Source organism: Allorhizobium sp. GW101-3B10 (assembly GCF_059424725.1).
The window spans coordinates 2,142,837-2,160,887 of sequence record NZ_JBWKZR010000001.1; the positions used below are offsets into that span (position 1 = coordinate 2,142,837).

An 18,051-nucleotide genomic window follows, 5' to 3' on the forward strand; every position below is an offset into this window, starting at 1 on the left:
GGAGCCGATGCACCGATCAAGTCTTTGCGTGTTTACACGAGTTCGTGAACGTCGAATTTTCTTCAAACCTTCCTTAAGCTTCCCATCATAGTCTGCCGCAATTCGTATTGCGTAGGGGATCCTGTATCATGTTCAAGTCGCTGGCTGCTTCGCTCGGCCTTCTGTCCGCGACCGTTTTTGCCACACCGGCCCTGTCCGGCAATGGCGCCTCGCTTCAGATTTTCGTCTCAAAGGCGGAGCAGACTCTGACCGTCTATGACGGCGACCAGATCATCGCCACGTCGAAGGTTTCCACCGGAAAGGCCGGCCACACCACCCCGTCCGGCGTCTTCTCGATCCTGGAAAAGCGCAAATACCACGAATCCAACCTCTATTCGAACGCGCCGATGCCGTGGATGCAGCGCATCACCTGGTCGGGCGTGGCGCTGCATGAATCGAACAGCGTGCCGAACTATCCGGCGTCGCATGGCTGCGTGCGCCTGCCGCGGGCCTTTGCCAAGCAGCTCTTCTCCATGACGGAGCGCGGTGCCCATGTAATCATCACCGACCAGCCGGTGGCACCGGTCTGGCTGGAGCACGCAAACCTCTTCACGCCACGCGTTGCCGTTCAGGCTGGCCAGTTGCTTTCCGACGCGGAACTGCGTCCAAGCACGCTCGATGCCTCGTTGAAAACGGTCGAAGTCGCGATGGCCGACGTTCTGCCGAAGGCAGGCGCCTCGGCCAAGGTCATGCTCGAGGAAGAGCCGCCGCTTCGCATCCTCATCACTCGGCGTGGCCAGCGCGAAATGCTGATCGACGCGCAGACCCTGCTCGGCGAACTCGGCTTCGACGCCGGCATTCCGGACGGGCATATCGGCAAGGCGACGGTGTCCGCCGTCAACGGCTTCAAGCGCTGGAAGGGCCTCGACACCAAGGGCGAACTGATTACCGCCGAATTCCTCGGCGAGCTGTTCAAGAGTGCCGGCAAGGGCGAGCCGCCGCTCGGCCAGATCATGGTGCGCCAGAAGTTCACGCCGCTGTTCGAGGCGCCGGTGACGATCGCCGATCCGCAGATCGCGCTCGGCACGCACCTCATCGAGGCCGTCGATGTGGATCGCTACGGCAGAAAGGCCAGCTGGCGTGCGGTGACGCTTGAGAACCACCTCTCGAATGCCACCACCAAGCGATTGGGCATCACGACGCCCGCCGACGATACGAGCGTCTACAATGCGGCAGCCGCGTTGGACCGCATCACCATCCCCGCCCATATCCGCCACCGGATCGAAACGCTGCTGAGCGAAGGCACGTCGCTGACCATTTCGGACACCGGCATCGGTCCGGAAACCGGCCCCGGCACCGACTTCATCACCATCACCCACCGCGCACCGAAGGCCTGATCAGGGCCTCGGGCTCAGACGAGTTCGACATCGACGACGCCCGGCGCCGTGCGCAGCGCCGCGGCGATCTCGGGCGAGATGCGGAACTTGTCGGTGAGTTCGACCTCGATCTCGCGCTGGCCGTCGTCCTTAATGACGATGAAGGAGACGAGCGCATCGCCGCGCGTGTTGAGATGCGCAGCGACTGCCTTCAACGGACCGGAATCGCGCACATAGACGCGCAGCGCCTTCTGCATCTGCACCGACTTCTCCTCCAGCGACTGGGCCGTCTGGATCCGCAGGCCGATACCTTCCGGCCGCTCTTCGGCGGCCACCGTGATGACGAGCGACTTGCCGGATTCGAGCAGGTCGCGGTACTGGTTCAGCCCCTCGGAAAACAGCACGGCTTCATACTGACCAGAGGCGTCGGAAAAGGTGACGATGCCCATCTTGTTGCCGGTGCGGGTCTTGCGCTCCTGGCGGGCGATCACCGTGCCGGCGAGCCGGCCCGCCGTCGCGCCCTGGCGGACCGACTGGGAGAAATCGGCAAAACTCTGCACCCGCATCTTGTCGAGCAGCGAGCGATAGGAATCGAGCGGATGGGCGGTGAGATAGAAGCCGAGCACCTGGAACTCGCGCATCAGCTTCTCCGACGGCAGCCAGGCGGTGTAGCCGGGAAATGAGATGCGCTCCGGTCCGGTCGCGCCGCCGGAACCGAACATGTCCGACTGACCGCTCACCGCATTTTCCTGGGCGCGCTGGGCATAACCGAGAATGCGGTCGAGGCCGCCCACGAGTTCGGCGCGGTCGTGGCCGAAGCAATCGAAGGCGCCGGCGCAGATCAGGCTTTCGAACACGCGGCGGTTCACCTGCTTCGGATCGATGCGCAGGCAGAAATCCTCGATATTGGCAAAGGGCTTGTCGCCCCTGACCTCGACAATGTGCTGGACGGCGGAATCGCCGACGCCCTTGAGCGCCGCCAGCGCATAGTAGATGCGGTTCGGCCCGGTCTGGAAATGGCGGAACGAGGTCTGCACCGAAGGCGGCACGATCTCGATGCCGAGACGGCCGGCATCCTGGCGGAAATCGTTGAGCTTTTCCGTGTTCGCCATGTCGAGCGTCATCGACGCGGCGAGGAACTCGGTCGGATAATGCGCCTTCATATAGGCGGTCTGGTAGGAGACGATGGCGTAGGCGGCGGCGTGCGACTTGTTGAAGCCGTAGTTGGCGAACTTGGCCAGCAGCTCGAAGATGTTTTCCGCCTGCGGCTTGGACACGCCGTTCTTCATTGCGCCGTCGACGAAGCGGGCGCTCTGCTGGTCCATCTCCGCCTTGATCTTCTTGCCCATGGCGCGGCGCAGAAGGTCGGCTTCGCCGAGCGAATAGCCCGACAGGACCTGGGCGATCTGCATGACCTGTTCCTGATAGACGATAACCCCTTGGGTCTCCTTCAGCAGGTAGTCGATCTGCGGATGAATGGAGGCGATCTCCTCCTCGCCATGCTTGCGGGCATTGTAGACCGGGATGTTCTCCATCGGGCCCGGACGATAGAGCGCCACCAGCGCAATGATGTCCTCGATGCAGTCGGGACGCATGCCGATCAGCGCCTTGCGCATGCCGGCACTTTCCACCTGGAACACGCCGACCGTCTCGCCGCGCGACAACATTTCGTAGGTCAGCTTGTCGTCGAGCGGGATGGCGGCGAGATCGACCTTGATGCCGCGCTGCTCCACCACGAAGTCGACGGCCGTCTTGAGGACGGTCAGCGTCTTCAGGCCGAGAAAGTCGAATTTGACGAGGCCAGCCTGCTCGACCCATTTCATGTTGAACTGGGTGACCGGCATGTCGGAACGCGGATCGCGATACATCGGCACCAGCTTCGACAGCGGGCGGTCGCCGATGACGATGCCGGCGGCATGAGTCGAGGCGTGACGGTAGAGGCCCTCGATCTTCTGGGCGATGTCGAGCAGGCGCGCGACGACCGGCTCCTCGTCGGCCGCCTCCTGCAGCTTCGGCTCCTCCTCGATCGCCTTCGACAGCGGCGTTGGGTTGGCCGGGTTGTTCGGCACCAGCTTGCAGATCTTGTCGACCTGGCCATAGGGCATTTCCAGCACGCGGCCGACGTCGCGCAGCGCCGCACGCGCCTGCAGTGAACCGAAGGTGATGATCTGCGCCACCTGCTCGCGGCCGTATTTGCGCTGCACGTAGCGGATCACCTCTTCGCGGCGGTCCTGGCAGAAGTCGATGTCGAAGTCGGGCATCGACACGCGTTCCGGATTGAGGAAGCGTTCGAACAGCAGCGAGAAGCGCAGCGGATCGACGTCGGTGATGGTCAGCGCATAGGCGACCAGCGAGCCCGCGCCCGAGCCGCGGCCCGGACCGACGGGAATGTCATGCTGCTTGGCCCATTTGATGAAGTCGGAAACGATCAGGAAGTAGCCCGGAAACTTCATACGCTCGATGACGCCGAGTTCGAACTCCAGCCGTTCGCGGTAATCCTTCTCGACATAGCCCGGGGCCATGCCAAGCGCCGCGAGACGTCCGTCCAGCCCCTCCTCCGCCTGGCGGCGCAGTTCGAGCGCCTCGGCGCGCTCGGCCTCCAGCGGATCGTCGCTGCCGCCGGTGAAGCGCGGCAGGATCGGCTTGCGCGTGTCGAGCACGAAGGCGCACCGCCGGGCGATCTCGACCGTATTGTCCAGCGCCTCCGGCAGATCGGCAAACAGCGCCCGCATCTCCTTCCGGCTCTTGAGATAGTGATCCGGCGTCAGGCGAAAACGATTGTCGTCGGAGACGATCGCATTGTGGGCGACCGCCATCAGCGCGTCATGGGCCTCATAGTCGTCGCGCGACGGAAAAAAGGCCTCGTTGGTGGCAACCAGAGGAATATCGTGCTCATAGGCCAGCGCCACCATGCGGCGCTCGTGGCCACGGTCGAATTCGCCATGGCGCTGCAATTCGATATAGAGACGGTCGCCGAACAGACGCTTGAGTTCCAGAAGCCGCGCCTCGGCCTGGGCACGGTGCCCCTCCTTGACAGCCAGGTCGACCGGACCCTTGGCCGCACCCGTGAGCACGATCAGGCCGTCGGTGCCCAGCTCTTCCAGCCAAGACATGCATATGTGCACGGCCTGCGAGGAATCGCCGCCGAGATAGGCCCGGCTGACCAGATCGACCAGATGCTCATAGCCGCCGGCATCGGCGGCCAGAAGGACGATCGCCGGATAGGCGCTGACCGACGACTGGCCGCTGCGCTTCTCGCCGCCGGCATCTTCCATGTCGATCGACAGCTGGCAGCCGATGATCGGCTGCAGGCCGTCACCGATCGCCTTCTGCGAAAATTCGAGGGCGACGAACAGATTGTTGGTGTCGGTGATGGCGATCGCCGGCTGATTGTCGGCGACGGCCTTGCTGAGAATCTTCTTCAGCGGCAGCGCACCCTCCAGCAGGGAGAAGGCCGAATGCAGCCGCAGATGGACGAAACCGGGATCTGTGCCGACCGGTTCCGAACCGCTCGCGCCTGCTGCCATATCGCCCATAGAGACCAATCCTCGTACCGCATCTGAATCAGCCGTGATTTTCGGCCGAGCGGCAGGGGAAGTCCAGAACAGTTTGCCCTGAAAGGGCGCTCTCTACAGCTTTAGGGCAAGCGGGCGGAAGGCGGAGGATCAGAGCGCCAACATGATCACCGAAACGCTGGCGACAAACATGGAAATCGAGGCGAATGCGGCGACGTCACGAAGAATTTCGGTCATGGCTCTCTCCTTACTCGTTATGTTTCTTTTATGTTCCTTCTTTGTTCACGTGTCAATACCATTATAAGTCGCTCTCTCGCGTGACTTCGTGCCGGAAGTCCGACAGACTGCGCTGATGGCGCTTTAGGGGATGGGCAGTGATCAGGCAGTTCTTTTTCTTGGTTTCGGTGGGGCTGCTGCCGGCCACGGGTGTTCCTGCCCAGCCGTTTCCGGCCGAGCGGATTGTCGCCGGAGCGTCGGGCGACTGGAACAAGGACGGAGCGACGGATCTGGCCCTGCTCGTTGCCCCCGGCAGCGATGACGAGGTCGTCGGCATTTATCTCTATGTCACGGAGAGCGATCGCGGCCTGCTGAGGCTGGTGACAGCAGCACCGGACAAGGTCTGGGGCAATACCAGACTGGATGGCTTATATGGCCGGGACCCGGCGATCACGGCGCTTGCCAACGGCTCCATCGCCGTGATGTCGCACAACTCCAGCATCGGCCGAGATCGCTGGGAAAAGACCCTGACGCTTGCCTATCGCGGGGGCCGGTTCATCGTCGCCGGCTACACCTATAGCGACTATGACACGATCGATAATGACAGCGGTTCCTGCGACTACAATGTCGTGACCGGCAAGCTGACGCGGGACGAAACCGCCCGAAGCGTGGCACCGAGGACCGTGTCGATCGAGGATTGGACCGACGAGATCGGCAGCACGGCTTGCGGGCACTCCTAGACGATCCCGCCCCCTCATCGACTATGCGACGAAATCGACCACCTGTCCGTCGATCAGCGTCACGCAGCGGTCCATCCGGCGGGCGAGCTCGTGATTGTGTGTGGCGATGAGGGCCGCAAGGCCCGACTGCCGGACCAGCGCCTCCAGCGCGGAAAAGACGTAGGACGCGGTCTCCGGGTCGAGATTGCCGGTCGGTTCGTCGGCCAGGAGCACCAGCGGCGCATTGGCGACCGCGCGGGCGATGGCGACGCGCTGCTGTTCCCCGCCGGAGAGCTCCGCCGGGCGGTGTTCGCCGCGATGGCCAACGCGCATGTAGTCGAGCAGCTGCGACGCGCGCTCGCGGGCTTCCTCGCGCGAAAGACCGGCGATCAGCTGCGGCATCATGATGTTTTCCAGCGCTGAGAATTCCGGCAGCAGGTGATGGAACTGGTAGACGAAGCCCACGGAATGGCGGCGCATGGTGGTGCGGCGCTCGTCCGACAGGTCCTGGCAGGGGACGCCGCCCAGCGTCACTTCACCTGCATCCGGATGCTCGAGCAGGCCTGCAATATGCAGGAGCGTCGACTTGCCGGTGCCCGAAGGGGCGACGAGGGCGACGGTCTCGCCGCTCCTCAGGCTGAAATTGGCACCCTTGAGGATGCTGAGGATCATTTCGCCCTGCCCGTAGTGGCGGTCGATGCCGGAAAGCGAAAGAACGGTGTCGGTGGCCATGGGACCAGTATCCTTATTCGTAGCGCAGGGCCTGGACCGGATCGAGGCGCGAGGCGCGCCAGGCCGGGAAGATCGTCGCCAGGAAGGAGAGGCTGAGCGCCATGACGACGACGGACACCGTCTCGCCGACGTTCATGTCAGCGGGCAGCTTGCTGAGGAAGTAGAGTTCGGGATCGAACAGCACCGTGCCCGAAACCCAGGAGAAGAAGCCGCGGATCGACTCGATGTTGAGACAGACGACCACGCCGAGCAGCACGCCCGCGAACGTCCCGGCCGTGCCGATCGCCGCGCCGGTCATGAAGAAGATCCGCATGATGGCGTTGGCGCTGGCGCCCATGGTGCGCAGGATGGCGATGTCGCTCGACTTGTCCTTCACCAGCATGATCAGGCCGGAAATGATGTTAAGCGCCGCCACCAGCACGATCAGGGTGAGGATCATGAACATCACGTTGCGCTCCACCTGCAGGGCGGAGAAGAAGGTCTGGTTGCGCTGACGCCAGTCGGTGATCAGGATTTCCCGCCCGGCGGCTTGCTCGATCTTGGGCCGCATCTCGTCGACCGCGTCCGGATCGGTTACGAACAGTTCGATCGACTGCACCAGGCCTTCGGCGTTGAAGTAGAGCTGCGATTCCTCGAGCGGCATGTAGATGATCGACGCGTCATATTCCGACATGCCGATCTCGAAGACGCCCGAAACCGGATAGGCCTTGACGCGCGGATTGACCCCGAGCGGGGTGATGTCGCCTTCGGGCGAGACCAGCGTGATCGTATCGCCGGCCGTGATGCCGAGATCGGCGGCCATGCGCGAACCGACCAGCACCCCCTGCCCGGCGGCAAAGCCCACCAGATCGCCGGCGCGGATATTGCCGGAGACGGTGGTGAGCCTCGTCATGTCCTCGGAGCGGATGCCGCGCACCAGCGCGCCGGTTCCGGCCCCGGCGCGGCCGGAGGCCAGCGTCTGGCCCTCGACGAGCGGCAGCGCCATGGTGACGCCCGGCACGGCTGCGAACTTGGTCGCCAGCTCCGCGTAGTTGTCCAGCGGCCCGGCGGCCGTCTGGACGATCATGTGGCCGTTGATGCCGAGGATGCGGGATATGAGTTCGGTACGGAAACCGTTCATCACCGCCATGACGATGATCAGCGTCGCCACCCCCAGCATGATGCCGAAGAAGGAGAAGCCGGCGATCACCGAGATGAAGGCTTCCTTCCGCCGGGCGCGCAGATAGCGCCACGCGACCATGCGCTCGAAGGCGGAGAAAGGCCGGGCGGCGCCGCCGCTTCCGGCTCCGGCCGTCTCATTGGCGGAGGATGCACTCGTCATGTCGTCTCCTGGGCCGGGTTATCCGACCAGCTTGTTGATGGCGGCCTCGATGGTCATCGTCTCGCGCGCACCGGTCTTGCGGTCCTTGATCTCGATCTCGCCATTGGCGACCGAGCGCGGGCCGGCAATGATCTGCACGGGAACGCCGATCAGGTCGGCGGTCGCGAACTTGGTTCCGGCACGGTCGTCGGTGTCGTCATAGAGCACGTCCTTGCCAGCCTTGGTCAGAGCGCCGTAGAGCCTGTCGCAGGCCGCGTCGCAGGCCGCATCGCCCGACTTCATGTTGATGACCATGCAGTCGAACGGCGCAACCGAATCCGGCCAGATGATTCCGTTCTCGTCATGCGAGGCTTCGATGATGGCGGGAACAAGGCGGGTCGGGCCGATACCGTAGGACCCCATGTGGACAAGGTGCTCCTTGCCGTCCGGACCCTGGACCTTGGCGCCCATCGGCTCGGAGTATTTGGTGCCGAAATAGAAGATATGGCCGACCTCGATGCCGCGGGCCGAGAGGCGATCGCTCTCGGGAATGGCGTTGAAGGCGGCCTCGTCATGCATTTCCGAGGTCGCGGCATAGACCGAGGTCCATTTGTCGAAGATCGCCTGGAGACCGGCGACGTCATCGAAATCGGTATCTTCGGCCGGAATGTCGAAGTCGACGAAGCTCTTGTGGCTGAAGACTTCGGATTCGCCGGTGTCAGCCAGAATGATGAATTCGTGGCTGTGATTGCCGCCGATCGGGCCGGTATCGGCGCGCATCGGGATCGCCCGCAAGCCGAGGCGGGAGAAGGTCCGCAGATAGGCGGCGAACATCTTGTTGTAGGAGTGGATCGCGTCGTCCTGGGTGAGGTCGAAGGAATAGGCATCCTTCATCAGGAATTCGCGCGAGCGCATCGTGCCGAAACGCGGGCGGATCTCGTCGCGGAACTTCAGCTGGATATGATAGAGGTTGAGCGGCAGGTCCTTGTAGGACTTGACCGAGGAGCGGAAAATGTCCGTGACCATTTCCTCATTGGTCGGACCGTAGAGCATCGGCCGCTCCTGGCGGTCCTTGATGCGCAGCATTTCCTTGCCGTAGTCCTCGTAGCGGCCGCTTTCCTGCCAGAGTTCGGCCGATTGCAGCGTCGGCATCAGCAGTTCGATCGCGCCGGCGCGGTTCTGTTCCTCGCGGATGATGGCATTAACCTTGTCGAGCACGCGCTTGCCGAGCGGCAGCCAGGAATAGATGCCCTGGCTCTGCTGCCGGATCATCCCGGCGCGCAGCATCAGGCGGTGGGAGACGATCTCCGCTTCCTTGGGGTTTTCCTTGAGGATCGGCAGGAAATAGCGCGAAAGACGCATAACAGGTTCCAACAGTTGAGGATTCCGCGAAACCAGCGGAATCAGCCATGACGAGGGTAATTCTCGAAGCGTTCATAGCGGTTTCCCTCCGCGAAGAAAACCCGCCAACGCCGCGCCGGCCCGTCACCCACAGGGCGATCGCAGATGGCTGACGAATGCCGCCGAAGTCGCCCGAATGCGGCTCTGCGTCACTTCCCCTGCGACAAATCCGACCCTGTGGATTTTTTTTGGCGACTGTAGCAAATATGCAAAAAATGGGGTGACAAAGCGCACAAGTTGGGCTAGCGTGAGCCCATAAAAGAGGCAGGGAGTTCAAATTCTTGCCAACTCGCGGTCAAGTCTTGGGAGGATCAGATCTTAGGCGCGCTCGTTCGCAGCCCCTTAAATGGTGAAGGATCACGCGATACTTGAACAAGGTCTTCGGACCTTGTTTTTTTTTGCCTTCAGAGATCGAGAGGCTTCAGGCGGAGCCAAGACGGTCCGCAGTTTCTGCCGAAATCACAATGACTTGAACGAAACTTCTGCGGATCTGAGTCAGGCTGCCTGCATAGACTCGTCTTTGGGCGCGCGCTGGCGAGCGAGGCAATCAGTCGAATTTGGGAAGGAAGTTGGGCAGGCTGTCGAGGCCCACGCCGAAATAGGACGTCACGACATACCAGCCGCCATAGATGACGGCCGAAACGACCGTGGTCATCAGCACAACCTTACCGCCGCGAAAACGCGCCGGCGCACTCTCGACACTCCCCGGGACAACCTCATCGGCCTCGGCCTGGGTTCGCATGCCGATCGGCAGAATGGCGAACAGCGTGATCCACCAGATGACGAAATAGACCGCAACGGCGGAGAGGATGGGCATTGTCAGGGTTCCTATGGCTGCCCGGCACAGATGATATGCAGGGCCTCGGGCGACTTATAGGACCGCTCGCGGCGCGGTGCAAATGCCAAGTCCGCTCCGGGTTCAGACCTGTTCGAGTTCGATCAGCGTTCCGTAGAAGTCCTTGGGATGTAGGAACAACACCGGCTTGCCGTGGGCGCCGATCTTCGGCTCGCCACCGCCGAGCACCCGCGCACCGCCGCTGGCCAGTTGGTCGCGCGCGGCCAGGATGTCCTCGACCTCGTAGCAGATGTGGTGCATGCCGCCACCCGGGTTCTTGGCGAGAAAGGCGGCAATCGGTGAGTCCGCGCCGAGCGGCTCAAGCAGTTCGATCTTGGTGTTCGGCAGTTCGACGAAGACGACGGTGACGCCATGCTCCGGCAGGGCCTGCGCCTGCGAGACATGCGCACCGAGCGTATCGCGGTAGGATGTGGTCGCAGCGACGAGGTCCGGAACGGCGATGGCGACGTGATTGACGCGTCCAAGCATGGCAGTCTCCTTAAAAGACGAAACGCGGCGAAGCTATACCAGCTTCGCCGCGAAGATCATTCAGACTTTGGTCACGAACACGGTGACGATCGGCTTCTTGCCCCAGGCATCGTTGGCCGTGCCGCGCACCGCACGGCGGATGCTCTCGCGCACCATCTCCAGATCCTTGCGCCTGGCGCGCGGAATGCTCTCGACCGCGCCGAGAACGGCGTCATAGAGGGTGTCCTCCATGGATTCGCCTTCCTGGTCGTATTGCGGCAGGCCGAAAGTGATCAATCCGGGATCGCCGAGGAACTCCAGCTTGCTGTCCAGCAACACGTTGATGGCGACATGGCCGACATAGGAGAGCTTGCGCCGGTTGGCGATGCCCATCTCGTCGAGATCGCCAAGCAGCTTGCCGTCCTTGTAAATACGGCCATGCGGCACCTGGTCGATGACCTCCGCGGGGCCGGGCGCCAGACGCAGCATGTCGCCGTTGCGCACGCGCGGCACGCTCTCGATACCGGCCTGCCCGGCCAGCTCCGCCTGCGAAATCAGATGGGCGGCCTCGCCATGCACGGGCACGAGAATCTGCGGTCTCGTCCATTCGTACATCTGCAACAGCTCGTTGCGCCGCGGATGGCCCGATACGTGGACCAGCGCCTCGCTGTCGGTGACGATGTGAATGCCCTGCTCCATCAGACCGTTCTTGATCTCGATGATGGCCTTTTCATTGCCCGGAATGGTGCGCGACGAGAAGACCACGGTGTCGCCGGCCGTCAGCGCCACGTTGCGCATCTCGTCGCGGGCGATCTTGGCGAGCGCTGCACGCGGCTCGCCCTGGCTGCCGGTCAGGATGATGACGACCTTGTCGCGCGGGATGAAGCCGAACTCGTCTTCGGCGATGAAGGGCTTCAAGCCCTGCATGATGCCGAGATCGTCGGCGACGGCGCAGACGCGCTTCAGCGACGAGCCGAGCAGCAGGACCTCACGGCCGGCCGCTTCGGCCGCCTGGGCGATCGAACGGATACGGCCGACATTCGACGAGAAGGTGGTGATCGCGACGCGACCTTCGGCCGCCTCGATGATCTGGCGCAGCCCCTCCGAGACCTGTTCCTCCGAGGGAGAAACGCCGTCGCGCATGGAATTGGTGCTGTCGCACATCACGGCGAGCACGCCCTCGTCGCCGATTGCGCGGAAACGGGCTTCGTCGGTCAGCGGCCCAAGCGAGGGATGATGGTCGATCTTCCAGTCGCCGGTGTGGATGACGTTGCCGAGCGGCGTGCGGATGACCAGCGACATCGGCTCGGGAATCGAGTGGTTGACGCCGACCGCCTCGATCGAGAACGGGCCGACATTGATCACGTCGCCGGCCTTGAACGGGGTTACCGGGATCTTTGCCCGGCTGCCTTCGTAGTCGCGCTTGGCTTCCAGCATGCCGGCGGTGAACCCCGAGCCATAGACGGGCACATTGAGGCCCGGCCAGATGTCGTTGAGGCCGCCATAGTGGTCCTCATGGGCATGGGTGATGATGATCGCCTTGAGCTTGTTCTTGCGGGCGGCGATGAAGCTGACATCGGCAAGCACGAGATCGACGCCCGGCAGATCGGGACCTGGGAAGGTCACGCCGCAATCGACCATGATCCATTCGCGGCTCGACGGCGCGCCGTAGCCATAGAGTGCGAGGTTCATGCCGATTTCGCCGACGCCGCCCAGCGGCACGAACACCAGTTCTTCGTTCTTTGCCATTCTTTCCTTGATCCAGTTCACCCGAAGAAGACGTCGCCAGCAGCGATCGCCATGCGGCCATCTTCGCCGCGGTCGAGTATCAGCATGCCTTTATCATCGATTCCGCAAAAGTAACCGGAAATCGACCGGTCCGGCAGGTTCACCGTGATTTTTTCGCCTATGCCGCAGGCGACCGCGCGCCAGCGTCTGACGATCCCGGCGATCCCCCTGCCCTCGTCCCAGATCGCCAGGATGTCGGCCATGCTGGCGAACAGGTGGGCAAAGAGCTCCGCCGGCGAGACAAAGACCCCGTGATCGTTGAGCGAGGTCACGGGATAGGCCGTCTCTTCCGGCTTGGCACGAATGTTGATGCCGATGCCGATCACCAGCGCATAGCGTCCGTCGGCCAGCCGCTCGCCTTCGAGCAGGATGCCGCAGGTCTTCCTGCGGCCGATCAGGATGTCGTTGGGCCACTTGACTTCGAGCGGCGGAGCATCGGCGGGAAGCACCTTGCGGATCGCCCCGTGCACGGCCAACGCCACCGCGAGCGGCAACGACGCCATCCGCTCAATCGGCGCGGGGTCGATCAGCAGAAGCGACGCATAGAGATTGCCAGGCTCCGAACGCCACGCCCGGCCACGACGGCCGCGTCCTCCGGTCTGGCTGTCGGCGGTGATCCAGAGCAAACCGAAATCGCCCGCGCGAGCGCGGGCGAGGCATTCCGTATTGGTCGACGCGACGGCGCCGAGGGCCTCATGCCGGAAGTCGTCGAGCGACAACCGGCGCTGTCTGCGGCCCTCGCTCAATTAAAGAGCGTCTTGGCGGCAGCTTCGGCGGCAGTACCGAGCGGCCCGCCGACCAGCACGTAGCCGACGACGAACAGACCGGAGAGGCCGAAGACGAGGCGGAGTTCGCCGGCGATGCGCGAGAACTCACCCTTGGCTTCGTCGAACCACATGACCTTGACGACGCGCAGATAGTAGAAGGCGCCAACGACCGACGAGAGCACGCCGATGATGGCCAAGGCATAGAGCTTGGCTTCGATGGCGGCGACGAAGACGAAGTACTTCCCGAAGAAGCCCGCGAGCGGCGGAATGCCGGCCAGCGAGAACATCAGCGCGGTCAGTACGATGGCCATGAACGGCTTGGTGGTCGACAGGCCGGCGAGATCGTCGATGTTCTCGACATTGCCGCCTTCCTTCTGCTTCATCGCCATAATGCAGGCGAAGGTGCCGAGCGTCATGATGAGGTAGATCAGCATATAGGTGATGACGCCGGTGACGCCGGTTTCGGTTCCGGCGGCGAGTCCCACGAGGGCGTAGCCCATGTGTCCGATCGACGAATAGGCCATCAGTCGCTTGATGTTGCGCTGGCCGATCGCGGCAAACGAGCCGAGCAGCATCGAGGCGATCGCGATGAAGACGACGATCTGCTGCCATTCGGCGAAGACCGGCAGGAAGGCGTCGATGACGATGCGCACGATGATCGCCATGGCGCCGATCTTCGGGGCGGCGGCCAGGAAGGCGGTGACCGGGGTCGGCGCACCTTCGTAGACGTCCGGCGTCCACATGTGGAACGGAACGGCCGAAATCTTGAAGGCGAGGCCGGCGAGGATGAAGACCAGACCGAAGATCAGGCCGAGGCCCGGCTTGCCGGCAGCCAGCACGGTGGCGATCTCGTCGAAGCCGGTATTGCCGGTAAAACCGTAGACCAGCGACATGCCGTAGAGCAGCATGCCCGACGACAGCGCGCCGAGAACGAAGTATTTCAGGCCGGCTTCGGTCGAGCGAAGGCTGTCGCGGTTGATCGCGGCGACGACGTAGAGCGCCAGCGACTGCAGTTCGAGCGACAGGTAGAGCGAGATCAGGTCGTTGGCCGAGATCATCAGCATGATGCCAAGCGTCGCCAGCACCAGCAGGACCGGGAACTCGAACTTGTCGAGATGGTCGCGGCGGGCATGGCCGACCGCCATGATCATGGCGGTGATCGAACCGACCAGGGCCAGCACCTTCATGAAGCGGGCGAAGCCGTCCGCCAGATAGGCGCCGCCAAACGCGGTGCCCTCGGCCGGAACCAGGATCATCCACAGGCCCGACGCGATCAGCAGTGCGACAGCGAGGCCCATGACGGTCGTCGCCGACTTCTCGCCGGAGAAGACGCCGATCATCAGCAACACCAGAGCGCCGACCGCGAGGATCAGTTCCGGCGTGACCAGATGCAGACTAGCGAGGAGTGTTTCAGGGGTCATGTCCAATGGATCCTGTCGTCAGTTCGCGATGAGCGCAACGGATTGCGCTGCCTGCAGTGCGGCTTCGTAGTTGTTCACGAGAAGGTCGACCGATGCGGCCGTGGCGTCGAAGATCGGAGCCGGGTAGACGCCGAAGAAGATCGTCAGCGCAATCAGCGGGTAGAGAATGAACTTCTCGCGCAGCGACAGATCGAGCAGACCCTTCAGGCTTTCCTTCTCCAGCGCACCGAAGACAACCCGGCGATAGAGCCAGAGCGCGTAGGCGGCCGAGAGGATGACACCGGTGGCGGCGAACAGCGCGACCCAGGTATTGGCGCGGAAGGCGCCGATCAGGGTCAGGAATTCGCCGACGAAGCCGGACGTGCCCGGAAGGCCGACATTCGCCATGGTGAAGATCATGAAGGCCGTGGCATATTTCGGCATGTTGTTGGCGAGGCCCCCATAGGCGGCGATCTCGCGGGTGTGCATGCGGTCATAGATCACGCCGACGCAGAAGAAGAGCGCGGCGGAAACGAAGCCGTGGCTGATCATCTGGAAGATCGCGCCCTGCACGCCCTGGGTATTGGCGGCGAAGGTACCCATCGTCACGTAACCCATGTGGGCGACGGAGGAATAGGCGATGACCTTCTTCATGTCGTCCTGCATCAGCGCCACCAGCGAGGTGTAGATGATGGCGATGACGGAGAGCGTGAACACCATCGGCGCGAAGAAATCGGAGGCCAGCGGGAACATCGGCAGCGAGAAGCGCAGCAGACCATAGCCGCCGAGCTTCAGCAGGATACCCGCCAGGATCATCGAACCGGCGGTCGGCGCCTGGACGTGGGCGTCGGGAAGCCAGGTGTGGACCGGCCACATCGGCATCTTGACCGCAAACGAGGCGAAGAAGGCGAGCCATAGCCAGGTCTGCATCTCGGCCGGGAACTTGTGGTTCAGCAGCTGCGTGATGTCGGTCGTGCCGGCATTCCAGTACATGGCCATGATGGCGAGCAGCATCAACACGGAGCCGAGCAGCGTGTAGAGGAAGAACTTGTAGGAGGCGTAGACGCGATCCTTGCCGCCCCAGACACCGATGATGATGAACATCGGGATCAGGCCGGCCTCGAAGAACACGTAGAACAGAACGATGTCGAGCGAGACGAAGACACCGATCATCAGGGTTTCGAGGATCAGGAATGCGATCATGTATTCCTTGATGCGCTTCTCGACCGAAACCCAGCTGGCGAGAATGCAGAACGGCATGAGCATCGTCGTCAGGATGACGAACAGCATGGAAATGCCGTCGACGCCGAGGTGATAGGCGATGCCGGTGCCCAGCCATTCGCTCTTCTCGACCATCTGGAAGCCGGCGTTCGAATTGTCGAAGCCGATCCAGACGAAGAGCGAGACGACGAAGGTGAATACCGTCGTCAGAAGCGAGACATTGAGGATGTTGCGGCGGCCGATGCTGGTGTCCTGGCGCGTCAGGAGGAGCAACGCCACGCCGACCAGCGGCAGAAAGGTGACCGTCGAGAGAATGGGCCAATCGGTCATCAGAAGGAACTCCCGAGCATCATCCAGGTAACAAGGGCCGCGATACCAATCAGCATCGCGAAGGCATAGTGATAGAGGTAGCCAGACTGCAGGCGGACGACACGCTGGGTCAGGCCGGCGACGCCGGCGGCGACACCGTCGGGGCCGTAGGCGTCGATGACGCCGACGTCACCCTTCTTCCACAGGAAGCGGCCCAGCGCCTTGGCGGAACGGACGAACAGAAGGTCGTAGAGTTCGTCGAAGTACCACTTGTTGAGCAGGAACTGGTAGAGCACGCGATGCTGCTCTGCGAGGACCTTCGGCGTCGAGGGCGACTTGATATACATGTACCAGGCGGTGACGAAGCCGGTCAGCATGGCGACGAAGGGGCTCCACTTGACCCAGGTCGGGACGTGGTGGAACTCTTCCAGGATCTCGTTCTCAGGCCCGGTGAACAGCGCACCCTTCCAGAACTCGGCATATTCGTGACCGAAGAAATAGCCTTCGAAGACGACGCCGGCGAAGACGGCGCCGAGCACCAGCACGACAAGCGGCAGCAGCATGACCATCGGCGATTCATGCACATGGTGCATCACGTCGGCCGAAGCGCGCGGCTTGCCGAAGAAGGTCATGAAGGCCAGGCGCCAGGAGTAGAAGCTGGTGAACAGCGCGGCGATGACGAGCAGCGTGAAGGCGAAGCCGGCGACGCTCGAATGCGAGGCGAAAGCCGATTCGATGATCACGTCCTTGGAGAAGAAGCCGGCGAAACCGATCATCGTGCCCGGGATGCCGACGCCGGTCAGCGCCAGCGTGCCGATGGTCATGGCCCAGAACGTGTAGGGAATGTGCTTCCGGAGACCGCCCATGTAGCGCATGTCCTGTTCGCCGTCGACGGCATGGATGACCGAGCCGGCGCCGAGGAAGAGGAGCGCCTTGAAGAAGGCGTGCGTGAACAGGTGGAAGATCGCCGCGCCATAGGCTCCGACGCCGAGCGCCACGAACATGTAGCCGAGCTGCGAGCAGGTCGAATAAGCGATGACGCGCTTGATGTCGTTCTGCACCAGGCCGACGGTCGCCGCAAAGAAAGCGGTGATCGCACCGATCAGGGTGACGAAGGTCAGCGCATCCGGCGAGAGTTCGAACAGCGGCGACATGCGGGCGACGAGGAAGACGCCGGCGGTGACCATGGTTGCAGCATGGATCAGGGCTGAGACCGGGGTCGGGCCTTCCATCGCGTCCGGCAGCCAGGTGTGCAGCAGGAACTGTGCCGACTTGCCCATGGCGCCCATGAACAGCAGCAGGCAGACGGCGGTGATCGCATGGCCCTTGTCAAGGCTCATGCCGAACAGGTTGATGACCGCTTCCGTGCTTTCCGCGCCTTCGGCCGGCAGATAGGTCTGGGCGGCAGCGAAGATCGTCTCGAAGTTGATCGAACCGAACAGCACGAAGATCGCGGCGATGCCGAGGATGAAGCCAAAGTCGCCGACGCGGTTGACGATGAAGGCCTTCATGGCAGCTGCGGCAGCCGAGGGCTTCTTGAACCAGAAACCGATCAGCAGATACGAGGCCAGACCCACGCCTTCCCAGCCGAAGAACATCTGCAGCAGGTTGTCCGAGGTCACCAGCATCAGCATGGCGAAGGTGAACAGCGAGAGGTAGGCGAAGAAGCGCGGCCGATGCGGATCGTGGTGCATGTAGCCGATCGAGTAGATGTGCACGAGCGTCGACACAGTGTTGACAACGACCAGCATGACGGCGGTCAGCGTGTCGATGCGCAGCGACCATTCGACATCGATGCCGCCGGACTGGATCCAGCGCAGGACAGAGACCTTGATGACCTCTTGGCCTTCGCCATGACCGAGGCCGACATTGATGAAGACGATCCACGACAGCACGGCGACGATGATCATCAGACCGCTGGTGATGTATTCCGAAGCCTTGGCGCCGATCTGGCGGCCGAACAGGCCGGCGATGAGAGCGCCGATCAGCGGAAGAAAGACGATAGCCTTGTAGATGAGCATAGCC

At 62.9% G+C, this 18,051-nt stretch carries 13 protein-coding genes; 2 read left to right on the top strand and 11 right to left on the bottom strand.

Annotated features, from left to right (window positions below; all coding sequences use genetic code 11):
• Positions 1-128: 128 nt before the first annotated feature.
• Positions 129-1,376 carry a L,D-transpeptidase family protein gene (locus AC07Y0_RS10555; protein WP_498676996.1) on the top strand — a complete coding sequence of 416 codons (1,248 nt, stop codon included), beginning with the start codon at positions 129-131 and terminating at the stop codon, positions 1,374-1,376.
• Between the two features lie 14 nt (positions 1,377-1,390).
• Here the strand turns inward: AC07Y0_RS10555 and dnaE are convergent, their stop codons facing one another.
• Positions 1,391-4,891 carry a DNA polymerase III subunit alpha gene (dnaE, locus tag AC07Y0_RS10560; protein WP_498676999.1) on the bottom strand — a complete coding sequence of 1,167 codons (3,501 nt, stop codon included), beginning with the start codon at positions 4,889-4,891 and terminating at the stop codon, positions 1,391-1,393.
• Positions 4,892-5,244: 353 nt separating this feature from the next.
• Between dnaE and AC07Y0_RS10565 the strand changes: the two genes are divergently transcribed.
• A complete protein-coding gene (locus AC07Y0_RS10565; protein ID WP_498677001.1) occupies positions 5,245-5,826 on the top strand; it encodes a hypothetical protein in 582 nt (193 codons plus the stop codon).
• Between the two features lie 21 nt (positions 5,827-5,847).
• On the opposite strand, the gene AC07Y0_RS10570 is transcribed toward AC07Y0_RS10565, so the two are convergent.
• The 10 genes from AC07Y0_RS10570 to nuoL form a co-directional block, all read right to left on the bottom strand.
• Entirely contained in the window at positions 5,848-6,537 is a 690-nt protein-coding gene (locus AC07Y0_RS10570) for an ABC transporter ATP-binding protein (RefSeq protein WP_498677003.1), read from the bottom strand.
• A gap of 13 nt (positions 6,538-6,550) precedes the next feature.
• Positions 6,551-7,858 (bottom strand): lipoprotein-releasing ABC transporter permease subunit, encoded by a 1,308-nt coding sequence (locus tag AC07Y0_RS10575; protein ID WP_498677006.1) that lies wholly within the window; start codon positions 7,856-7,858, stop codon positions 6,551-6,553.
• 18 nt (positions 7,859-7,876) lie between these two features.
• Entirely contained in the window at positions 7,877-9,199 is a 1,323-nt protein-coding gene (proS, locus tag AC07Y0_RS10580) for a proline--tRNA ligase (protein WP_498677007.1), read from the bottom strand.
• Between the two features lie 586 nt (positions 9,200-9,785).
• Complete coding sequence (locus AC07Y0_RS10585) at positions 9,786-10,055, bottom strand: DUF1467 family protein (protein WP_498677010.1); 270 nt, start codon at positions 10,053-10,055, stop codon at positions 9,786-9,788.
• A 102-nt stretch (positions 10,056-10,157) separates the two neighbouring features.
• Positions 10,158-10,562 (bottom strand): methylmalonyl-CoA epimerase, encoded by a 405-nt coding sequence (mce, locus tag AC07Y0_RS10590; protein WP_498677011.1) that lies wholly within the window; start codon positions 10,560-10,562, stop codon positions 10,158-10,160.
• 60 nt (positions 10,563-10,622) lie between these two features.
• Positions 10,623-12,290, bottom strand: coding sequence for a ribonuclease J (locus tag AC07Y0_RS10595; protein ID WP_498677014.1), 1,668 nt, complete (start codon positions 12,288-12,290; stop codon positions 10,623-10,625).
• 17 nt (positions 12,291-12,307) lie between these two features.
• Positions 12,308-13,075, bottom strand: coding sequence for a biotin--[acetyl-CoA-carboxylase] ligase (locus AC07Y0_RS10600; protein WP_498677016.1), 768 nt, complete (start codon positions 13,073-13,075; stop codon positions 12,308-12,310).
• Complete coding sequence (gene nuoN / locus AC07Y0_RS10605; protein WP_454745496.1) at positions 13,072-14,517, bottom strand: NADH-quinone oxidoreductase subunit NuoN; 1,446 nt, start codon at positions 14,515-14,517, stop codon at positions 13,072-13,074. Before nuoN ends, AC07Y0_RS10600 begins: the two co-directional genes overlap by 4 nt.
• A gap of 18 nt (positions 14,518-14,535) precedes the next feature.
• A complete protein-coding gene (locus tag AC07Y0_RS10610; RefSeq protein WP_498677019.1) occupies positions 14,536-16,047 on the bottom strand; it encodes an NADH-quinone oxidoreductase subunit M in 1,512 nt (503 codons plus the stop codon).
• The gene (gene nuoL, locus AC07Y0_RS10615; protein WP_498677020.1) at positions 16,047-18,047 is read right to left on the bottom strand and encodes an NADH-quinone oxidoreductase subunit L; all 2,001 of its coding nucleotides are present in this window, start codon (positions 18,045-18,047) and stop codon (positions 16,047-16,049) included. Before nuoL ends, AC07Y0_RS10610 begins: the two co-directional genes overlap by 1 nt.
• Positions 18,048-18,051 lie beyond the last annotated feature (4 nt).